Below are 19,214 nucleotides of genomic sequence, written 5' to 3'. Positions count from 1 at the left end.
AGTAAAATTGCGCTTGTAAATCCTATGGAAGGATTGGGAAATTAGACATGTCCTCATGACTGCAGCCAAACTAAAACCCAGACAAACGTACGAAATTGTCAGCCTTTCTGTCACGCCCCTGTTGGTTAGAATGATGGAAATGGGCATTCTACCCGGGAAAAAAATCAGCTTATTCAAAAAAGCACCATTTAACGGTCCCATGGCTTTTTTGATAGATGGCAACATCATTGCGCTGAGGATAGAAGAAGCAGACCTGATACAAATAAAAGAAGCCTAACGCATGGAAGTCGCCGAAAAGAAGGCCCTGAAAAGCATCGCCATCATCGGAAATCCCAATGTCGGAAAATCCAGTATTTTTAATCAATTAACCGGGTTAAACCAGAAAATCGGTAATTACCCGGGCATGACGGTGGATAAAATGGTGGGGCAGGTTCATGTGGGCGAAAAGCATTTTGAGCTGATCGATTTGCCGGGCACCTACAGTTTGTATCCCAAGTCTGAGGACGAGATCATTGCACACAAAGTGTTGAATGGGCTGGGAGTAGAAAAGCCGGATGCGGCACTGGTGGTATTGGATGCCTGTAATCTGGAAAGAAGCTTACTTCTGGGTACGCAGGTAATTGATTTGGGTATTCCCCTGGCTTTTGTAATCAATATGAAAGACCTGGCTGAAAAGCGAGGGGTAAACATACACACTTTTGCCTTGTATCAGCAGCTCGGCGTGCCGCTGGTAATGACAGATGCCAGAAACAATCAGGGCATGGAAGCGGTACGGGATCTCTTTCAAAAGGAGAATTTTGAAGTGGGTAAACCTTTTCATAAGATGGGATTCCCCGACTTACTGGATGAAGTAAAAAGGGAATTCAAATTAGAAACCGACTATCAGGCCTTCCAACAATTGATTTTTGCTGATTTTGATCCCTTGCTGCCATCAGATCAGCAAAAATGGTTAAAAGACAAGGCCAAAACCCATGGTTTTGATGGGATGGAACAACAAGCCCGGGAGACCGAACAGCGATTGAGCCAGATTAAAGCATTGCTTTCCAGTACAGAGTCTTCGGGAAAGGGAACTCCTAAAAAATTTCACGCTGCCCTGGATGTGGTTTTTATGCATCCCCTTTGGGGCTACCTTACGTTTTTGGCCATCATGTTGGTTATATTTCAGGCTATTTTTGCCTGGGCAGAAACGCCCATGGACCTGATAGATGGAGCCTTTGCCGCAGCAAGTGGATGGGTTTCGGAGGTATTCCCTCCGGGGGTGCTGACAGACCTGCTTTCCGAAGGCATTATTACGGGTATTGGTGGCGTGGTCATATTCATTCCTCAAATAGCCTTGCTTTTTGGTTTTTTAGCTTTTTTAGAGGACACGGGTTATTTTTCCCGTGTGGTGTATTTGATGGACCGCATGATGCGGCCATTTGGCTTGCATGGAAAGAGTGTGGTTCCCCTGATCTCGGGCATGGCCTGTGCCATTCCGGGAATTATGGCTACCCGAAACATCAGCAACACGAAAGAACGGTTGATTACCATTTTGGTGACCCCCTGGATGAGTTGTTCGGCCCGACTTCCGGTATATATTATCTTGATTGGGTTGACCGTTCCGGACCAATCATGGGCGGGGATCAACCTGCAGGCATTGGCCTTGCTTTTTATGTACTTACTAGGTACGGTATTTACGCTATTGGGTGCCCTGGCATTGAAATACGTTTTGCGGACAAAGGAGAAGAGTTTTCTCATGACGGATCTGCCCATCTACCGCCTGCCACGTTGGCAGACCGTGTTGCTTACCATGTATAACAAATCCAAAATTTTCGTTCTGGAGGCAGGAAAGGTAATTCTGGCCATCTCGATCGTTTTATGGGTACTGGCTAGTTATGGTCCCTCAGGCCAGATGGAAGCATTGGAAGTGGAAAAGGAACGCGCAGTTGCAGCAGCCACCGAGGATCAGAAACACGAACTGGCTTCTGAATTTGCGTCCAAACAGTTGGAAGCTTCTTATATTGGAATCCTGGGAAAGGCGATCGAACCGGCCATTCGGCCCTTAGGCTATGATTGGAAAATAGGGATCGCTTTATTGACCTCTTTCGCAGCAAGGGAGGTCTTCGTGGCCACCGTGGCCACCATTTATAGTGTAGGGGAGGATGTGGAAGACGAACTTACGATAAGGGAGAAACTGGATAAACAGGTGCATGCGGATACGGGAGAGAAGGTTTTTAACCGGGCTACCGGATTTTCGTTGATGGTTTTTTATGCCTTGGCCATGCAGTGCATGAGCACGGTAGCGGTGGTTTACCGGGAAACCAAAAGCTGGAAATGGCCCCTGATTCAAACGATTGGAATGACCATTGTGGCCTATTTGGGGGCATTGGTTACCTATCAAATATTTATTTAATCATGTTACAGGAAGTCATTGTTGCAATTTTATTTGCAGGGGTTTTGGTTTATTGGGGGATTCGCATTTGGAGTAAAAAATCCACTAAAAACCGAAACGGCTGTGGTTGTGAAAAATGCGGTTAACTTTTTGTTATTTTTCTATCATTTTTATCGTTTTCCCATTAGCTTTGACGCTAAAATTTTGTCAACTACCGTAGTTGGTATCCGGAAAAGGTAACGATGCAATGAAATGGACTTACAGTGTTAAACATAAAATTACAGCCGCTTCGCTGCTATTAGGGGTAATTGTTCTGGTAATGATTACCAACATCAATCACCGTCATCAGATTGATGAATTGGAATCGGCATTTGAAGCGATTTATAAAGATCGGTTGGTAGCGGAGAGCTACATTCTGGATTTTTCGGAGAAACTCCATAACCTGCAAGTAGCGATCAACGACCCGGTTAGTTCCTTATCCCAAAAGCAACGGATTGCCACGCAGCTTTTGGCAGAAATAGATACGCTGAATCAGCTTTATCAGGCAACCCGCCTGACGGAAGAGGAGGCCAGGTATTTTTTGCATTTTACCGGACTGACCGAGGAGATTGATCTAAAGCTCAAACAGGGTGATCTGGAAAGCGAGGAAGTGATGATTAAATCTGCGTTGATGGACTTGCATTCCCTTTCCCAAATCCAGTTAATAGAAGCGGATAAATTAAAATCAAAAACAGATCGAATTTTTCACCTGGGCAGCATTATTTCCCAATTTGAACTTGTAATCCTGATTGTCATTGGCCTGATAATACAAGTACTTTTATTTGCTTCCCGAACGACCATGCCGGCAAAGTGGTCAAAGAATGAAGGGTTGAATTGATTTTTTGAGAATAATCTCAGCCGACAGGTTTTTTTAGAGAAATGGATCGAATGGCCTTTGCGGTGAGCTCAAAAGAGGCCAGCCTTTTTTCATGATCGTAAATATTGGTGGTGACCATCAGTTCGTCCAGCTTATTTTGGTCCAGGAAATTTTCTAATCCCTGCCGTACGGATTCATAACTCCCCACGAAGGTATAGGCCATCATGTTTTGAAGGGCAGCAGCCTCATGCGGTGCCCAGATGGCATTCATATCCGAAACAGGAGCTGGTAAGGGGTAGGAGCGGCCTCGAATTATCCCCAGAGCCATCTGGTAGAAAGAAGTGGCAAGGAACTGCGCTTCTTCATCAGTTTCGGACACCACCACATTGATGCAGGCAATCAGGTAGGGTTTTCGGGAAGTTGCTGACGCTTGAAAATGGTTTTGATAGTACCTGCTGGCTTGTTGAAAATAAGTGGGAGCAAAATGACTGGCAAATACGTATGGCAAGCCCCGAGCTGCTGCCAGGTAGGCACTGTCCATACTGGATCCCAGCAAATAAAAGGGAACGTTTAGGCCTTCCGCCGGAAAAGCTCGGACAGGAGCATCCAGGTTATCCTCCGAAAAATAGGCCTGCAATTCTTCCAGGTCCTGTGGAAATTCCTGCACAGATTCCATCCTTCCCCGGCGTAAAACAGAGGCGGTGCGTTGGTCGGTTCCCGGTGCCCTGCCCAATCCCAGGTCAATTCTACCGGGATAGAGGGTTTCCAGGGTGCCAATTTGCTCGGCAACGATCAGCGGGCTGTGGTTGGGTAGCATGATCCCTCCCGAGCCCACACGGATACGCTGGGTTCCTTGGGCAATGTATCCCATCAGCACCGTAGGAGCAGCACTTCCTACATGGGGCATGTTATGGTGTTCTGCCAGCCAAAACCGGGTATACCCCCAATTTTCAGCATGCTGGGCAAGGTCCAGGCTTCTGCGGTAGGCATCGGATGCGTCATGGTCTTTTTTGATAATGGCTAAATCAAGTATGGAGAATGGTGTGTTTGTCGGCATAGGTGTTAAAAACTACAGGTTCCTTTTTTTGGTTCCTCGAGCAGAATTAGATTTTTAAAATGCTAAAGCCTTGCTCTATACCATTTCTTTTTCAGAAAGGCTGTTTCCGCTGACTGGTTTTCTCGGACTTTTTTTCAGGATGAATGACAAGCGGTGCATTGGGAAGTTTTAGATACAATAAAATGGGATTGAAAATAAATTTGTTGAAAGGCAAATCCTGAAAGCTATTTCCAGAATAAAGAAAGTGTTTATATAAAAAAAACTGTATTTTTATTTTTAATAGATTATGGTATGGTAAATGGATAGTTTAAAATTTTTTTCGTTTGTAAGTGGTTTATTTTTCATAATATCGTATGTTTGGTATATAGAAACCATCCTTAATTCCCTTAGATTACCCAATAACCTGATGTTCTATGGAATTTCACACACTTAAAGAAGCCGAACTATGGCAATTGGTAGCAAATGGTGACCAAAAAGCCTTTGATTACGTGTACCTCTCCACTGCCAAAGACCTTTACAAATACGGGTTTCGGTTTACCTTGGATAAAGAAATGATCAAGGACGTGTTACAGGATGTATATATCCACATATGGGAGTCAAGGAAGATTCTTTCTATTCATAAATCTATAAAATTTTATTTGTTTTCAGCTTTTCGAAGGGAGCTAATCAAGCGGGTAAATTCCGCCTGTAAATTTGAGACGATTGACGACTACCACTCAAAGATTAGCTGGGAGCAGTCATTTCAGGAAATACTGGAGGAAAACCAAATCAGCCTGGATTCGGGCCATAAATTAAGTCGAGCGATAGATGCCCTGCCGCTAAGGCAAAAGGAGGCAATTTACCTGCGCTACCTTCAGGAACTAACATACGATGAAATCTCGGAATTAATGGGGGTGCAGATCCCTTCTATTTACAATTTGATATTCAAAGGGATTAAATCTTTGAAGGCGGTTCTGTCTCCCAGCGATTTTTCGACCAAAGGTTTGGTTTTATTTTTTATTTTAGCGGTATTTTAATCTGATGGATTACTACGGAATTTTTTGATTGCTAAAAACATGTAAAATTTTATGCGATTTGGTGATGAGATTTCAATAATTATTTCCTCTTATTAACATAACAAACCCAATTCATGAAGACCTACACCACCATAAAAGATTTTTTGGAAGACAAGTCTTTCGTAGATTGGGTGTTGGGTCAGGGTTCGTTCAAAGATGGTGCTTTCTGGACCGAGATGGCAACTGATAAAGTCAAGGGGCAGCTTATAAATCAGGCCAGATTGATTTTAGAGGAGTTGAATGAGATAGGAGAAGAATGGGAAAAGGAGGACGAATTACTGGTACTCTCGAAGATTCACCAACACATTGAACAAAGCAAGCAGCTTGTATCCAGGCCTACCGATAAGCGGGTAACTCTTGACCATTGGAAGGTGGTACAGAAGGTTTTCTTTATGCTTTTTGTTCTGGGGCTTACCTTCCTCGCAGTAGATGTAGTGCAGAAAAATCGGCTGGCAGACCCGGAAATTATTGAAAACCCTATTTATTGGATTAGCAAGTCGAATCCTAAAGGACAAAAATCAAAGATTCATTTGCCGGACGGCAGTTCGGTAATTATCAATGCAGAAAGTGAAATAAAATACAGAAGTGACTTTGGAGACACGAACCGCGAAATTCGTTTGGTTGGGGAGTCATTTTTTGAGGTAGCACCGGATAGTTTGTTGCCTTTTAAGGTGTTTTCAGGAAACATAACTACTACTGCTCTTGGTACATCATTCAATATCAATTCGTACAATCCCAATCAAATCAGGGTGCAGCTGGCCACCGGGAAAGTGGAGGTTGTAAACGAATCCCAAGAAAATCAGCCCATTTATTTGCAGCCCGGGCAGGAAGTAACTTCCCTGGGAGCAGAAAAAATTACCAAAGGCCGGTTTGACCCGGAAAAGGCTTTTTCATGGAAATCGGGGATCCTGCTTTTTGACAATCTTTCGGTTGAGGAGTTTGTTCGTACCCTAGAACGCTGGTATGGAGTAGAGATAGCTCTGGAAAACAGCCCCCAATATGGGTTGGAAATTTCAGGAAAATTTAAAGACACCTATTTGAGTGATGTACTGGAATCTATCGGATATGCCTATGGATTCGATTATAAAATTGACCAGAAAAAAGTTAAGCTAGTTTTTACACCCTAAATAAACTGGATGAGGAAAACCAATCAATTAAAATAAGCAAAGCCAATGAAGAATCATTGACCTTGCCCGGCGATAAGGAAGGTTTATCAGGCGCTTCCTATCAGCCTCTTGCTTTACTGCGGATTAGTCACAATAAAACATGCAAATTTATGAAAAAAATATTACATGCCCTATGTATGATAGGAAAATACTACCTCTATGGATTCCTATTCCAGATGCTTTTCTTACCATTAATTTATGCGGCACCTTCAAATGCTCAGGGGTCACTGGATATTAAGAAAGTAGTCTTGAGTTTAGATTTAGAAAATGCACCTCTATCAGAGACATTTTCGGAAATAAATAAGTTAACGGAGTTTTCATTTATCTACGACAAACACCTGCTCGAAGATGCGGAGTTGGTGAACATTCATGTTAAGGAGCAAACCCTGGAGACTGTTTTATTAGCAATTTCGTCTTCCCACCGGCTGTCTTTCAAGCAGGTAGACGACAAAATCAGCGTCAGACTTTCCAAAAATAGAAATACGGTAAATACGGTGCTTGTGGAGGTGACGGTCTCCGGTACGGTGGTAGATGCAAATGGGGATCCCATACCAGGCGTCACTGTCCTTGTGCCCGGTTCCAATTCAGGGACAGCCACGGATATGGATGGAAAGTATTCCATTGTGGTTCCTGAGGGCTCGTCGTTGGTTTTTTCCTTTATCGGTTTTGAATCAAAAACCGTAGAGGTGGGAAATCAAACTACAATTGACATTACCCTTGAGCAAAGTGCCCAGGCATTAGATGAGGTTATCGTTATGGGTTATGGCACACAAAAGAAATCGGAGCTTACCAATGCGGTGGTTCAAACTTCCGGTGAGGAAGTGAAGAAATCATCAGCTGTTTCCTTATCCAATGCGCTATCCGGGAGGCTTGCAGGACTTTATGTTAACCAGCGAAGTGCGGTTCCCGGTTTTGACGATGCACAGATTCTTGTTAGAGGATTCAATACTACTAGAAACAATTCGGCACTAATTGTCATAGATGGAGTGGCCAATGCAGACCCCGATGGTTTGAATCGACTGGATCCCAACGACATCGAATCCATTTCTGTCTTAAAGGATGCCTCTGCGGCGATTTATGGTGCACAGTCTGCAGGAGGAGTCATTTTGGTTACTACCAAAAGGGGACAAACAGGAAAACCTTCGTTCAACTTTTCCAGTTCGCAGTTATTCCAATCTCCTACCATGAAGGTTAAGTCTGCCAATGTATTTGATTACATGGATGTTCTCAATCGTAACCGGGTGCTTGAAGGAGCGGGACCTGAATTTCCAGATGATTTGGTAGAATCTTTCCGAAATGGCAACAGACGGGCAGAAGATTGGTGGGATGCTCTGGTGGATCCCCCAGCTACGATTTCCAGGCAATCGCTGACCATGCGGGGAGGGTCGGAACGTGTCCGGTATTTTACATCAGTGGGTATGGTAAATCAAGGAGGTATTTTGAGGGCGGATGATGTCACAAAGCTCAAACAATACAACGTTCGTGCAAATCTGGATGTAACGGTGACGGATGATTTGGAAGTGGGCATCGATTTATCGATTCGTCAAAAATTCACCCAATCTCCTCAGGGCGGGTCTGGTGCTATCGGGGCATTTGCTTCTACCAGCCCCTTACAGGAGGCCTACATTGGAGGGGATTACAGGTATCCGGGTGAAGGTTGGTCGCATTTAAATCCCGCCGCTCGTCTATTGAGCCCTGGTTACAGAAGGAATACCATGGATGTGGCGAACGGCACTTTCAGGTATAATTATAAAATCCCCTTTGTAGAGGGACTGTCTGTGGATGGTTTCGCATCGATCGTGAAGACCTTCAATTACAACAAATCCTTTGACTACGTTTGGGATTATTATGAGCGAAATGCTTCGGGAGACATCGTAAAAAGGACATCCAGAACAGTGGAGGATATCGGATTACGGGAAGATTTTTCCCAAAGCACGATGATTACCCTTAATTCAAAGATTGCCTACGATAGGGTCATCAACACAGACCACCGCATAAGTGGATTTGTGGCCTACGAGCAAATGACCTATGACGATAACTTTTTCTGGGCCCAACGCCTGGGTTTTGATTCCCCACAAATTGACCAGCTTTTTGCGGGAAGTGAAAACAGAAGCCAATGGAACAATAGCGGCGGTGCCAGCGAAAATGCCCGGCAAAATTATTTTGGCAGATTAAATTACGAATTTAGTAATAAATACCTTTTTGGATTTAATTTTCGATACGATGGCTCTCCAATTTTCCCGAAAGAAACCCGCTGGGGATTTTTCCCTGGACTATCCGCAGGATGGGTCGTGAGCGAAGAGGCATTTATGTCGGATAATGTATTCAGCAACTTTAAAATCCGGGCGTCCTGGGGTAAATTGGGAAATGACCGGGTGGACCCTTTTCAGTATATTGGTCGTTTTGGATATGGAGCCGGTTGGGTAGTAAATGGAAACGATGTCCGGGGTATAGCGGCATTGACAACGCCAAATCCAAACATTACCTGGGAAGTTTCGGAATCAACGGATATAGGATTGGAACTTGGATTTTTGCAGGACAGGTTGACCTTAGAGACGGACATCTACCGGACCTATACCACCAATATTTTGGGGAGAAGGCAGGCATCAATCCCTGGATATACAGGACTTATCTTACCGGATGAGAATATCGGGGAGATGAAAAGTCACGGAATCGAGTTTCAGCTGGGATTCAGGGAGCATATCGGGCTGCTTAATTACAGAGTAAGTGCCAATTACTCCTTTAACGACAATGAGATTATATTTTTTGATGAGGTACCTCAGGCCGAGCCCTATCAAAACCTGGAAGGAATGCCAATAGGTTCTGAATTAGTGTATAATGCCATTGGCATTTATCGTACGCAGGATGATTTGGATTCTCATGTTAGTTACCCTAATGCCACATTAGGTAGCCTTATTTTTAATGATTTAAACGGTGACGGGGTCATAGACGGAAATGACCGGTACCGTTACAATGTCAACGCGTTTCCCAGGTCGCAATTTGGGATGACCATAGGTCTTGACTACAAAAACTTCGACTTGACCATGCTACTCCAGGGACAGGATGGAGGCAAATTCAGGCTGGACAACGGGTTTAATACGGGAGCCAACGGGAATGGGCTTGCCTATGTGGCCAACAATACCTATGATTTGGAAAATACCGATGCGGTCTTACCTCGAATCCGCCCGGTAGGTTTTGCTGCTGAAAACAGTGATTTTTGGTACCACAATGCCAGATGGGTTCGTTTTAAATCGGCTGAGTTAGGATATAATTTACCCAGTGAACTGATGGAACGGATTGGAATATCTGGGCTTAGGGTGTATTTATCAGGAGAGAATCTATTTATGATTTATAATAATCTGGCAGAGTTTGGGGCAGGTGACCCTGAGTTTCTTAGTGGAAAAGGGGGCACCTATCCAAATATGAGAACCTTGGGTTTTGGTCTTAATCTTTCTTTTTAAAAAAAAAGTCATGGAAAATAGAACTAAAAAATATAACCGGATGAAAAACCTGATCGCACTACTGCTATTTGGTGTTGTTTTTTCCTCCTGCAACGACGACCTACTTGAGGTTACGCCACTGGATGCCATATCTGAAGAAAATGTATTTACAGACCCCACCTTTCTTCAGAATTATGTGTACAACATGTATAACGGTATTAAACCACATTGGAGCCCCGGAACCGGTGCCTACATCGGCATGACTGATATTGCTGTTTCGGCTCCGGATACCCACAACCGCGCTGCGGGAATACGTCAGTATCTGGAAGGAAACATTACCCCGGATAATATCACACAACTGACCAATATCTGGGCGGAGGAATATGATTTCATCCGGAGGGCTAACATTTTCTTTGAAAAAATTGAAGGATCGACAATTGATGCAGAAGTATTGGATGGCATGAAGGGTGAGGTTCACTTCCTTCGGGCCTGGATGTATTTTGAATTGATCCGAACCTTCGGTGGAGTCCCGCTAATTACTGAAAGTTTCAGCCTCAGTGATGAGTCGTTTGACGTTTCGCGAAACAGTTACGAAGAATGCGCACAATTTGTCCTCAATGAGGCGGAATTGGCAATCAATTTATTGGATGGAACAACCCCCGCTGCCGGAAAAGTAAGTAAAGAAGCCGCAATGGGCTTAAAAGCCCGTATGTTGCTTTACATGGCCAGTCCACTTAATAACCCAACCAATGACATGGGCAGATGGCAGGCGGCTGAAGTGGCCACAAAAGCGGTGATAGATGCTGGTTTTACCTTGCATTCCAACCACGAGGAATTATTTCTCCAACCGCTGGAAACGAATGAAATCGTTTTCGGCAGAACCTATACCGCCGGATCAAGGATTCCAGATTGGGGCTACAATTATGATTATTGGCCAAGTGGATTTGATGCCCGTCAGCGCCTCATGCCCACCCAGCATTTTATTAATATGTTTCAAATGGAAAATGGAGAATATCCTTATTTGCCCGACGGAATGACTGTCAACCCTTCTTCCGGTTACGATGAGCAAAATCCGAATGTAAACAGGGATCCAAGGTATTACAGCTATATTTTATACCCTGGGGCGGGTCCGGTAAACATCATCGATGGGTCCAAAAGCACCCAACGGTTGTATGAATACTGGGAGGATGCCAATCCAAATCCCGATAACCAGCCCCCCTACGAGAATCCCAATAAAGTAGATCCCATGAATAATCAGACCCTTTTTGATTTTGGCAGGGACTCCAAAACCTATTGGGTGAAAGGACTGACTCCCTTTCATTGGAGGGTTCAGACCGGGTATACGTTTAGAAAACTGTTGGACTTTCAAGGGCCCAGAGCAAGCTTCGATTTTGATTATAGCCAAACGACAGTATTCATGCGGTTGGCGGAATTTTACCTGAACTACGCAGAGATTCAAATTGCGCTGGGCAATGAGGAACTGGCAAGGGAATACATCAATATGGTTCGGAAAAGACCTTCTGTCGACATGCCGGACATTACCAGTTCGGGCGAAGCATTACTACGCGACTACAGAAACGAACGTGCCATCGAGTTACATTTAGAGGACATGCGTTTTTGGGATCTGTTGCGCTGGAAAGCAGCTCCTGGCAATATCGATATGGATCCAATCCGAGGCTTAAGCAGTGTTACAATGGATTGGTCCACAGCTGAGGAAGGTGATTTAATGGGGACCTTGCACTACACCTACGGAGAAGTAGAGGAGACAGACCCACGATTCCCCTGGCCGGGCGACTACTACTATAGATTTCCTATTCCAAGGGAAGAAATTCAACGTAGCAACAATAATATTCAACAAAACCCAGGATATGAAGATTGACAGTCGGGTTTAGTTGAAAGCTAATTTAATCCACAGGGGTAAAGAAACTGGAAAGATTCGGTACCGCTGTGGATATTTCTTCTTATTCAGGTAGGTAAGGATTGACACAAAAAATACCTTCTAACATGAAAACAGGCGTAAATACCCGTTGCATCAAGGATAAATTTGCGAATTACATTCTTTTCGTTGGCCTGATCTTTTTTTTGGCAGCATGCCAGGATAAAACAGATCAGTCCTCATTATTTTCCGAGCTCAGTCTTGAATCCACTGGAATCGATTTTTCCAATGACCTCACTGAAAATGATTCGATCAACTATTTTAACTACATGTATATCTACATGGGCGGGGGAGTGGCTGTGGGCGATTTCAATAATGATGGCTTGCAGGATCTTTATTTTACCGGCAACATGGTTCCCAATAAGCTTTATATCAATAAAGGAAACCTACAATTTGAAGATGTATCCGTGTCCGCAGGGGTGGCAGGAGACGAGCGCTGGATGACGGGAGTTACCGTAGGCGATGCCAATCAGGATGGCTGGCTGGATATATACATCAGTGTGTCCGGCAAATGGGGAACCACAAAAAATCTACTTTATATCAACGATGCGAGAGAAGGTGAAATCCCCACATTCACGGAGATGGGAGAAGCTTACGGCCTTGCAGATGAAGGGAATAGTACACAAGCAGTTTTTTTTGATTATGACGGGGATGGCCTGCAGGATTTGTACCTGATCAATTATCCCATCGTACCCTCACGTACCAGCATGGTAGAGTACCTGACGTACAGGTATGCGGCACCCTATCATCGAAGTGACCGGCTATACAAAAATGAAGGAAATGGAAAGTTTACCGATATGACCCAAGAGGCTGGTTTGAATAAATACGGATTGTCATTGGGAGTTTCAGTAGGGGATTTCAACCAGGATGGCTGGCCCGACTTGTATGTTTCCAATGATTTTAGTACACCTGATTTTTTCTATATCAATAATCAGGATGGTACATTCACGGATTTTAATCTGGACCTAACCAATCATACCTCCTATTTTGGAATGGGAACGGATGCAGCGGATTTCAATAATGACGGTTACCTGGATATCTATCAAGTGGATATGATGCCAAAAAGCTACCGCAGGGCAAAGGAAAATATGGATAGCATGGACCCGGAGCGGTTTTATTCCATGGTCAAAAACGACATGCATCATCAATATTCCATCAACACCCTTCAACTTCATATGGGAATGGATACCCTTGGTTTGCCGCATTATGGAGACATTGGAAAAATGGCCGGCGTATCTTCCACTGATTGGAGTTGGGCGGCCTTGTTTGCCGATTTTGATAACGACGGACTTAAGGATATTTATGTAACCAATGGAGTTAGAAGGGATATCAACAACAGCGATTATTTCAGGAGCGACGAGGTACAAGATTTCGAGGATGGCAATTCCCTTGATTTGACCAAGAAGATTCCTTCCGAAAAAATCAAAAACTTTGCTTTTCAAAACAAGGGAGATTTAACCTTCACAGATGTATCGGAAAGTTGGGGAATCAATTTTAACGGTTTTTCGAATGGAGTAGCTTATGCAGACCTGGACAACGACGGAGATTTGGATTTAGTAATCAATAACCTGGATGATCGGGCTACTATCTACGAAAACAACGCCAACAAGATGGCGGACGCTAATTTTTTGCAAATAGAGTTAAAAGGCAATGCATCAAATCCATTAGGACTAGGCGTAAAGGTTTGGTTGGAGACGGATTCGGTTACTCAGTTTCAGGAGCTCACCCTGACCAGGGGTTTCCAATCCTCCGTGGATCCTACCATCCATTTTGGGCTGGGAAAAGGATCGGTCATACACCAGATAAGGGTGCTTTGGCCAGGCGGTCAGCAAAACCTGTTGGACAACGTAGCCGTAAACCAGCGAATCACGGTTAAAGAAGCCGATGCAGTGGAGGTTGGGACCCCGGAGCCAGCGGTGTCCCCTGGTTATTTTACAGACATTACTTCCACCGTATCGCTGAATCACCGTCATACCGAAAACACCTTCGATGATTTTCAATACCAGGTTTTACTTCCGCATAAAATTTCAGAATACGGACCGGCAATTGCTGTCGGTGACATCAATAACGATGGATTGGATGACTTTTATCTGGGAGGTTCCAGTGGGTACGCCGGTAAAATGTTCCTGCAAAACAGCGATGGGACTTTTACCGAAATGCAGCAAGATTTGTGGGAAAAAGACAGGTTTCAGGAAGATGTAAGTGCCCTGTTTTTTGATGCAAATGGTGACGGGTTGGCAGATCTATACGTGGTATGTGGTGGGAATGAACTTCGTAAGGGCGACGTGTACTATCAGGATAAATTTTATATCAATAGAGGGAACGGGCTGTTTGAAAAATCGGATACGGCACTGCCGTTAATGAGGGAGAGCGGCTCGATAGTGGTCGCCTCGGATATAGATAAGGATGGGGATTTGGATTTATTTGTGGGAGGCAGGGTAACCCCCAGAAATTACCCGCATGCGCCCAAAAGCTATATTTTGAGAAATAACAGTTCCCGGGATGAAGTGAAATTTGAGGATGTCACCGAGGAAGTCGCACCGGACTTGCTGGATTTGGGCATGGTGACGCAAGCCAGTTGGGTAGACGTAGACGGGGATACCATGGAAGATCTGATCCTTGTTGGGGAATGGATGGGAATTACCTACCTGAAGAATGAAAATGGAACCTTCGTCAACAAGTCAGTAGCTGCAGGTTTGGGGGATACCAACGGCTGGTGGTTTGGACTGCATGGAGAGGATTTTGATTCGGATGGGGATATCGATTTTATTGTTGGTAACCTGGGGGAAAATTACAAATACCAGGCTAGCCAATCCTCTCCGTTCAGCTTGTATGTGTACGATTATGACAACGATAGCAAGGACGATCTGGTGTTGAGTTATCTGGATAAAGGAGTAAGGGTGCCGGTTCGTGGAAGAGAATGCTCTTCCCAGCAGATACCTGCCATCAAAGCAAAATTCAAAGATTACAAATCCTATGCTTCGGCCAGTTTAGAGGAAATCTATACCACAGAAGATTTGGAGAAATCAACCCATTTTGAAGTAAAGAGCTTTGCTCATCTTTACTTGGAAAACCAGGGAGACGGAACATTTACGATCAAGCCACTGGATACTTTTTCTCAAATATCCTCCATCAACGCCTTGGTGTCGATGGATATAAATCAGGACGGAAACCTGGACATGCTTTATGCCGGAAATCTATACGGGTCTGAAGTGGAAACGCCGAGAAATGATGCCAGTTATGGCGGTATTCTTCTTGGAGATGGTGAAGGTGGATTTGAAAGTCAAATGCCCTATGAAAGTGGGCTGATGATTCGCGGGGAGGTTAAATCAGCCAAAAAGTTGAAATTGGCAGGTGGACAGGCAGGGGTTTTGTTTGCAAAAAACAATGATTTTCTCCAGTTGCTTCGTATCGAAAGCCAGGAAAATTTTGGTTTATCGACTATTTTTCCCGCTAATCCCTAGCCTCCGGATGAAAATTCATGTATGTTTTGACTGTAATTAAATTCCAGTTTATGAAGGTATCCCTCGTGAAGTGTTCCCTGTTTTTTGTAACAGTAGTTGGCCTGGCGAGCTGTGGCAATGTAAAACAATCGAATGTATCTGCCGGAAGAACCAATGCCTTGATGCAGGAGACAAGCCCCTATTTGCTGCAGCATGCCAATAATCCGGTCAATTGGCAACCCTGGAGTAATAAGATCCTGGAAGAAGCGAGATCAGAGGGTAAGCTGCTGTTGGTCAGTATCGGGTACTCGTCCTGTCATTGGTGTCACGTAATGGAAGCAGAAACCTTTGAAGATCAGGAAGTAGCTGATTTTATGAATGAGCATTTTATCTCCATTAAAGTGGATAGGGAGGAGCGTCCCGATATTGACAAAGTTTACATGACAGCTCTTCAATTGATCAAGGGAAGTGGAGGCTGGCCGCTTAATGTGATTACGTTGCCAAACGGAAATCCGTTATATGGAGGCACCTATCATACCAGGGAGCAGTGGATGCAGGTTTTACAGGATGTGAATTCGTTTTATACCGAGGATCCCGAAAAGGCCAGGAATTATGGAGAAATGTTGGCAATGGGAATTCAAGAGACCAATATTATCGTTCCGCCAACCGATGAGGATCCCATCAATGCGGGCAGTTTGGAAGAAAGTGTCAGCAAATGGAAATCCTCCTGGGATCTTGACTGGGGAGGAGACAAGGGGGACGAGAAATTCATGATGCCTACCAATCTAAACTTTTTATTGAACTATTCTGTTTTGGCAAACAATCGGGATCTCGAGGTTCACGTTAAAAACAGCCTTCAAAAAATATTGCAAGGGGGCATTCATGACCAAATAGGGGGAGGTTTTTACCGGTACAGTACCGACACCTATTGGAAGGTGCCCCATTTCGAAAAAATGCTTTACGACAATGCCCTGATGTTGAGTGTCTATTCCACTGCATTTAAGGCTTTTAAAGAAAACCAATACCGGGAAGTGGTCCTGGGGATCACCGATTTTTTAGAACGTGAAATGAAGCATCCGGGAGGTGGTTACTATGCGGCATTGGATGCAGATTCGGAGGGAATAGAGGGGAAATATTATCTATGGGAAGAGGGTGATTTGAGAGCCATCCTTGCCGAAGAATACGAGCTTTTTTCCCTGTATTACTCCCTACCCGCTCAGGAATTGACGGGAGCGCGTGCTTTCATTCTTTTTAGGGATAAACCGGATAGGTTGTTTGCAGCAGACCGGGGGATTTCAATGGCTGATTTCCAGTCACTCAAGGCTAAATGGCATTCCACGCTGCTAAAGGCCCGGGAAAAACGAATCCCGCCCGGGAAGGACGATAAGATTATTACTTCCTGGAATGCCCTACTCATGTTGGGTTTTCTGGATGCCTATGCAGCCCTGGGGAATGAAGAATACCTGGATAAATCCCTTGAAATTCTTGATTTCCTTCAAAATAACAGCCTCCGGGACGGCAAACTCATTCACTCCTTTAAGGAAGGCGGAAACCATGTTCCGGGATTTCTGGAAGATTACGCATTTCTCCTGGAAGCTGTTTTAAAGTTATACGGTTTTACCATGAATCCGGAACATTTGGATCTGGCCATTTTCCTCAATTCCTTTATTTTGGAGGAATTTTCGGATGAAGAGACCGGAATGTTCCGATTTAACCAGACCGAAGAGTTGATTTCCAAACTTATCCTTACCCATGATGGCGTTATACCATCTCCAAACGCTTCCATGGCCTTGAGTTTGTTTCAGTTAGGCCATTTGACGGGAAACAAGGATTTTTTGGAAAGGTCAAAAAAGATGCTTGCTTCGATGATTCCCAATATACGTTCAGACGGGCGGGCCTATGCCAAGTGGAACGAACTTTTGATGCACCTGACTCATCCATACATGGAGGTGGCAGTAGTTGGTTCGAATTCAAAAAACCTAATTAAACGACTGAATCAGACCCACCTGCCTAACACGCTGATCGTGGGCACCGCACAGGAAAGCGAACTTCCGTTATTTAACAATAGACTCGTGTCAGGAAAGACCTTGGTCTATGTTTGTAAAAACAATACTTGTAAACTTCCGGTAGCATTACCGGAGCAAGCCATTGACATCATTTACACTTCCTATGAAGAAAAATAAGTTACTATCCTTTATCCTGGTTTTTTCGGTGGGCTTACTTTACAGCTGCGGGGAAAAGCCAGCTGCAAAAGCAGAATATGAGCATCTGGGAAAAGATAACCTGGCATACAAATGGGGTCATCTTGCGCTGGAAGCTACTGCGAATGATACAGAGCGATTTTCGCCGCGGCCTACCATAACCTCCCGGTATCTAGCCCTGGTTTTTGTTTCCATTTTTGATGCCTGGTCGGTTTACGATGGTAAAGCAGAGCCGGTTTATATGAAGGGAGTTAGCAGGCGTCCTGAAAAGGAAAGGACTTTGGAAAATAAGGAAATTGCCATCAGCTATGCTGCCTACCGTTCACTTTTGGAATATTTCCCCGCAGACAGCCTGCTGTTTACCGGGTTCATGTTGGATTTGAGCCTGGACCCGATGAATGTGTCTATGGATCCCCAATCCCCGGAGGGTATCGGCAATCTGGCCGCTCAGGATGTGATCAGATCCAGAACAGGGGACGGATCGAACCAATATGGGGAAGAGCCTGGTTCTGATCAATCACCTTATTTTAATTACACAGGCTACAAACCAGCCAACTCGGCAGATGAAAACCTGGATCCGGGCAGATGGCAACCAAAATATTTCTCGGATGGAAAAGGAGGGCGGTTTGCCCCCGAATGTCTGACGCCCTTCTGGGATAGGGTTCACCCCATTGGCTTAAAAGCTGCCGACCAGTTTCGTCCGGGCCCACCTCCAGGATTAGGGACCAAGGAATTGGAAAAACAAATTCAGGAGGTGGTAGATGTTCAAGCAAATCTGACGGATTACCAGAAAGCATTGGTGGAATATATGCGGGATGGTCCCCAATCTGTACAGCAGGCAGGGCATTGGTTTCGATTTGCCCAGGATGTTTCCAGGCGGGACAACCATACGTTGGACCAGGACGTGAAAATGTATTTTTACAACCAGGTAGTTGCCATGGATGCCTTTATTGCTGCCTGGGATTCTAAAATGCACTACGATTACGCCAGACCATTTGCATTGGTTCATGATCTTTTTGACGGTCGGATGATTGATGGCTGGGGTGGCGAAAAAGTAGGAATGACTCGTCTACCCGGCGACCAATGGCGTCCCTATTCCCCGGAGGTTTTTTTATGTCCCCCATTTCCGAGTTATGTTTCAGGCCACAGCGCAGTGAGTGGTGCCTGCGCAGAGGCACTCCGATTGTGGACAGGCAGCGATACATTTGGTCAAAAAGTAACCCTGGTGGCAGGGGCCATGACCGAACCGGATTTCTTGGGTGATACCGTAGTTCTAGAGTTCCCAACTTTTACTGAAACTGCAGAAATGGCAGGTTTTTCCAGAGTTTTAGGAGGGTACCATATCCAGGCCGATAATCTGGAAGGACTTGAACTTGGACGCAATGTGGCCAGGGAAGTATGGGATTTCTACAAGGATCACACAGGCGATTAGTCGATTTGTACAGCTATGGAATCCGATTCGTTTTGATTTTCCCCAAGATTTTCCCTTTGCAAGATGAGATTTAGGCATTTTCACTCTCTTACTACATACAAGTACTATATTAGCAATCAATGAGAATAATCAACGGTTTTATTTTACTACTTTGTATTTCCGGCTGTCAAAAACCTACCGGTGGAGAAAACATGGCTCCCGGAGACCAGATCAGCTATAATTTCCATGTACGTCCGCTTCTTTCGGACAATTGTTAT

11 protein-coding genes are annotated in these 19,214 nt (G+C 44.6%); 10 read left to right on the top strand and 1 reads right to left on the bottom strand.

Going from position 1 to position 19,214, the window contains the following annotated elements; genetic code table 11:
• The first annotated feature begins 55 nt into the window (after positions 1-55).
• The 3 genes from GJQ68_RS10165 (at position 56) to GJQ68_RS10155 (ending at position 3,248) form a co-directional block, all read left to right on the top strand.
• Entirely contained in the window at positions 56-277 is a 222-nt protein-coding gene (locus GJQ68_RS10165; RefSeq protein WP_162417187.1) for a FeoA family protein, read from the top strand.
• A 3-nt stretch (positions 278-280) separates the two neighbouring features.
• Positions 281-2,392, top strand: coding sequence for a ferrous iron transport protein B (feoB, locus tag GJQ68_RS10160; RefSeq protein WP_162417186.1), 2,112 nt, complete (start codon positions 281-283; stop codon positions 2,390-2,392).
• 226 nt (positions 2,393-2,618) lie between these two features.
• Positions 2,619-3,248, top strand: coding sequence for a hypothetical protein (locus tag GJQ68_RS10155; RefSeq protein WP_162417185.1), 630 nt, complete (start codon positions 2,619-2,621; stop codon positions 3,246-3,248).
• A 16-nt stretch (positions 3,249-3,264) separates the two neighbouring features.
• On the opposite strand, the gene GJQ68_RS10150 is transcribed toward GJQ68_RS10155, so the two are convergent.
• Positions 3,265-4,284, bottom strand: a complete 1,020-nt coding sequence (locus GJQ68_RS10150; protein WP_162417184.1) for an LLM class flavin-dependent oxidoreductase — start codon at positions 4,282-4,284, stop codon at positions 3,265-3,267.
• A gap of 413 nt (positions 4,285-4,697) precedes the next feature.
• Between GJQ68_RS10150 and GJQ68_RS10145 the strand changes: the two genes are divergently transcribed.
• The 7 genes from GJQ68_RS10145 (at position 4,698) to GJQ68_RS10115 (ending at position 18,957) form a co-directional block, all read left to right on the top strand.
• Positions 4,698-5,300 carry an RNA polymerase sigma factor gene (locus tag GJQ68_RS10145; protein WP_162417183.1) on the top strand — a complete coding sequence of 201 codons (603 nt, stop codon included), beginning with the start codon at positions 4,698-4,700 and terminating at the stop codon, positions 5,298-5,300.
• A 113-nt stretch (positions 5,301-5,413) separates the two neighbouring features.
• Positions 5,414-6,466, top strand: coding sequence for a FecR family protein (locus GJQ68_RS10140; protein ID WP_162417182.1), 1,053 nt, complete (start codon positions 5,414-5,416; stop codon positions 6,464-6,466).
• 149 nt (positions 6,467-6,615) lie between these two features.
• Complete coding sequence (locus GJQ68_RS10135; protein ID WP_162417181.1) at positions 6,616-9,966, top strand: SusC/RagA family TonB-linked outer membrane protein; 3,351 nt, start codon at positions 6,616-6,618, stop codon at positions 9,964-9,966.
• Between the two features lie 10 nt (positions 9,967-9,976).
• Positions 9,977-11,824 (top strand): RagB/SusD family nutrient uptake outer membrane protein, encoded by a 1,848-nt coding sequence (locus GJQ68_RS10130; RefSeq protein WP_162417180.1) that lies wholly within the window; start codon positions 9,977-9,979, stop codon positions 11,822-11,824.
• Positions 11,825-11,949: 125 nt separating this feature from the next.
• Positions 11,950-15,345 (top strand): VCBS repeat-containing protein, encoded by a 3,396-nt coding sequence (locus GJQ68_RS10125; protein WP_162417179.1) that lies wholly within the window; start codon positions 11,950-11,952, stop codon positions 15,343-15,345.
• A gap of 50 nt (positions 15,346-15,395) precedes the next feature.
• The gene (locus tag GJQ68_RS10120; protein ID WP_162417178.1) at positions 15,396-17,507 is read left to right on the top strand and encodes a thioredoxin domain-containing protein; all 2,112 of its coding nucleotides are present in this window, start codon (positions 15,396-15,398) and stop codon (positions 17,505-17,507) included.
• Positions 17,494-18,957: a vanadium-dependent haloperoxidase gene (locus GJQ68_RS10115; RefSeq protein WP_162417177.1), complete on the top strand. Its 1,464-nt coding sequence runs from the start codon at positions 17,494-17,496 to the stop codon at positions 18,955-18,957. Before GJQ68_RS10120 ends, GJQ68_RS10115 begins: the two co-directional genes overlap by 14 nt.
• Positions 18,958-19,214: the final 257 nt, after the last annotated feature.

It is taken from the genome of Cyclobacterium roseum (assembly GCF_010119225.1).
Lineage (GTDB): Bacteria > Bacteroidota > Bacteroidia > Cytophagales > Cyclobacteriaceae > Cyclobacterium > Cyclobacterium roseum.
The sequence above is the reverse complement of the archived record's forward strand: the minus strand, read 5'-3'. Positions and strand labels throughout refer to the sequence as shown.

Coding starts and splice junctions, on each gene's coding strand:
- GJQ68_RS10140 (WP_162417182.1), top strand. CDS start 5,414: ATGAAGACCTACACCACCATAAAAGATTTTTTGGAAGACAAGTCTTTC.
- GJQ68_RS10135 (WP_162417181.1), top strand. CDS start 6,616: ATGAAAAAAATATTACATGCCCTATGTATGATAGGAAAATACTACCTC.
- GJQ68_RS10165 (WP_162417187.1), top strand. CDS start 56: ATGACTGCAGCCAAACTAAAACCCAGACAAACGTACGAAATTGTCAGC.
- GJQ68_RS10145 (WP_162417183.1), top strand. CDS start 4,698: ATGGAATTTCACACACTTAAAGAAGCCGAACTATGGCAATTGGTAGCA.
- GJQ68_RS10115 (WP_162417177.1), top strand. CDS start 17,494: ATGAAGAAAAATAAGTTACTATCCTTTATCCTGGTTTTTTCGGTGGGC.
- GJQ68_RS10120 (WP_162417178.1), top strand. CDS start 15,396: ATGAAGGTATCCCTCGTGAAGTGTTCCCTGTTTTTTGTAACAGTAGTT.
- GJQ68_RS10125 (WP_162417179.1), top strand. CDS start 11,950: ATGAAAACAGGCGTAAATACCCGTTGCATCAAGGATAAATTTGCGAAT.
- GJQ68_RS10155 (WP_162417185.1), top strand. CDS start 2,619: ATGAAATGGACTTACAGTGTTAAACATAAAATTACAGCCGCTTCGCTG.
- GJQ68_RS10150 (WP_162417184.1), bottom strand. CDS start 4,284: ATGCCGACAAACACACCATTCTCCATACTTGATTTAGCCATTATCAAA.
- GJQ68_RS10130 (WP_162417180.1), top strand. CDS start 9,977: ATGGAAAATAGAACTAAAAAATATAACCGGATGAAAAACCTGATCGCA.
- feoB (WP_162417186.1), top strand. CDS start 281: ATGGAAGTCGCCGAAAAGAAGGCCCTGAAAAGCATCGCCATCATCGGA.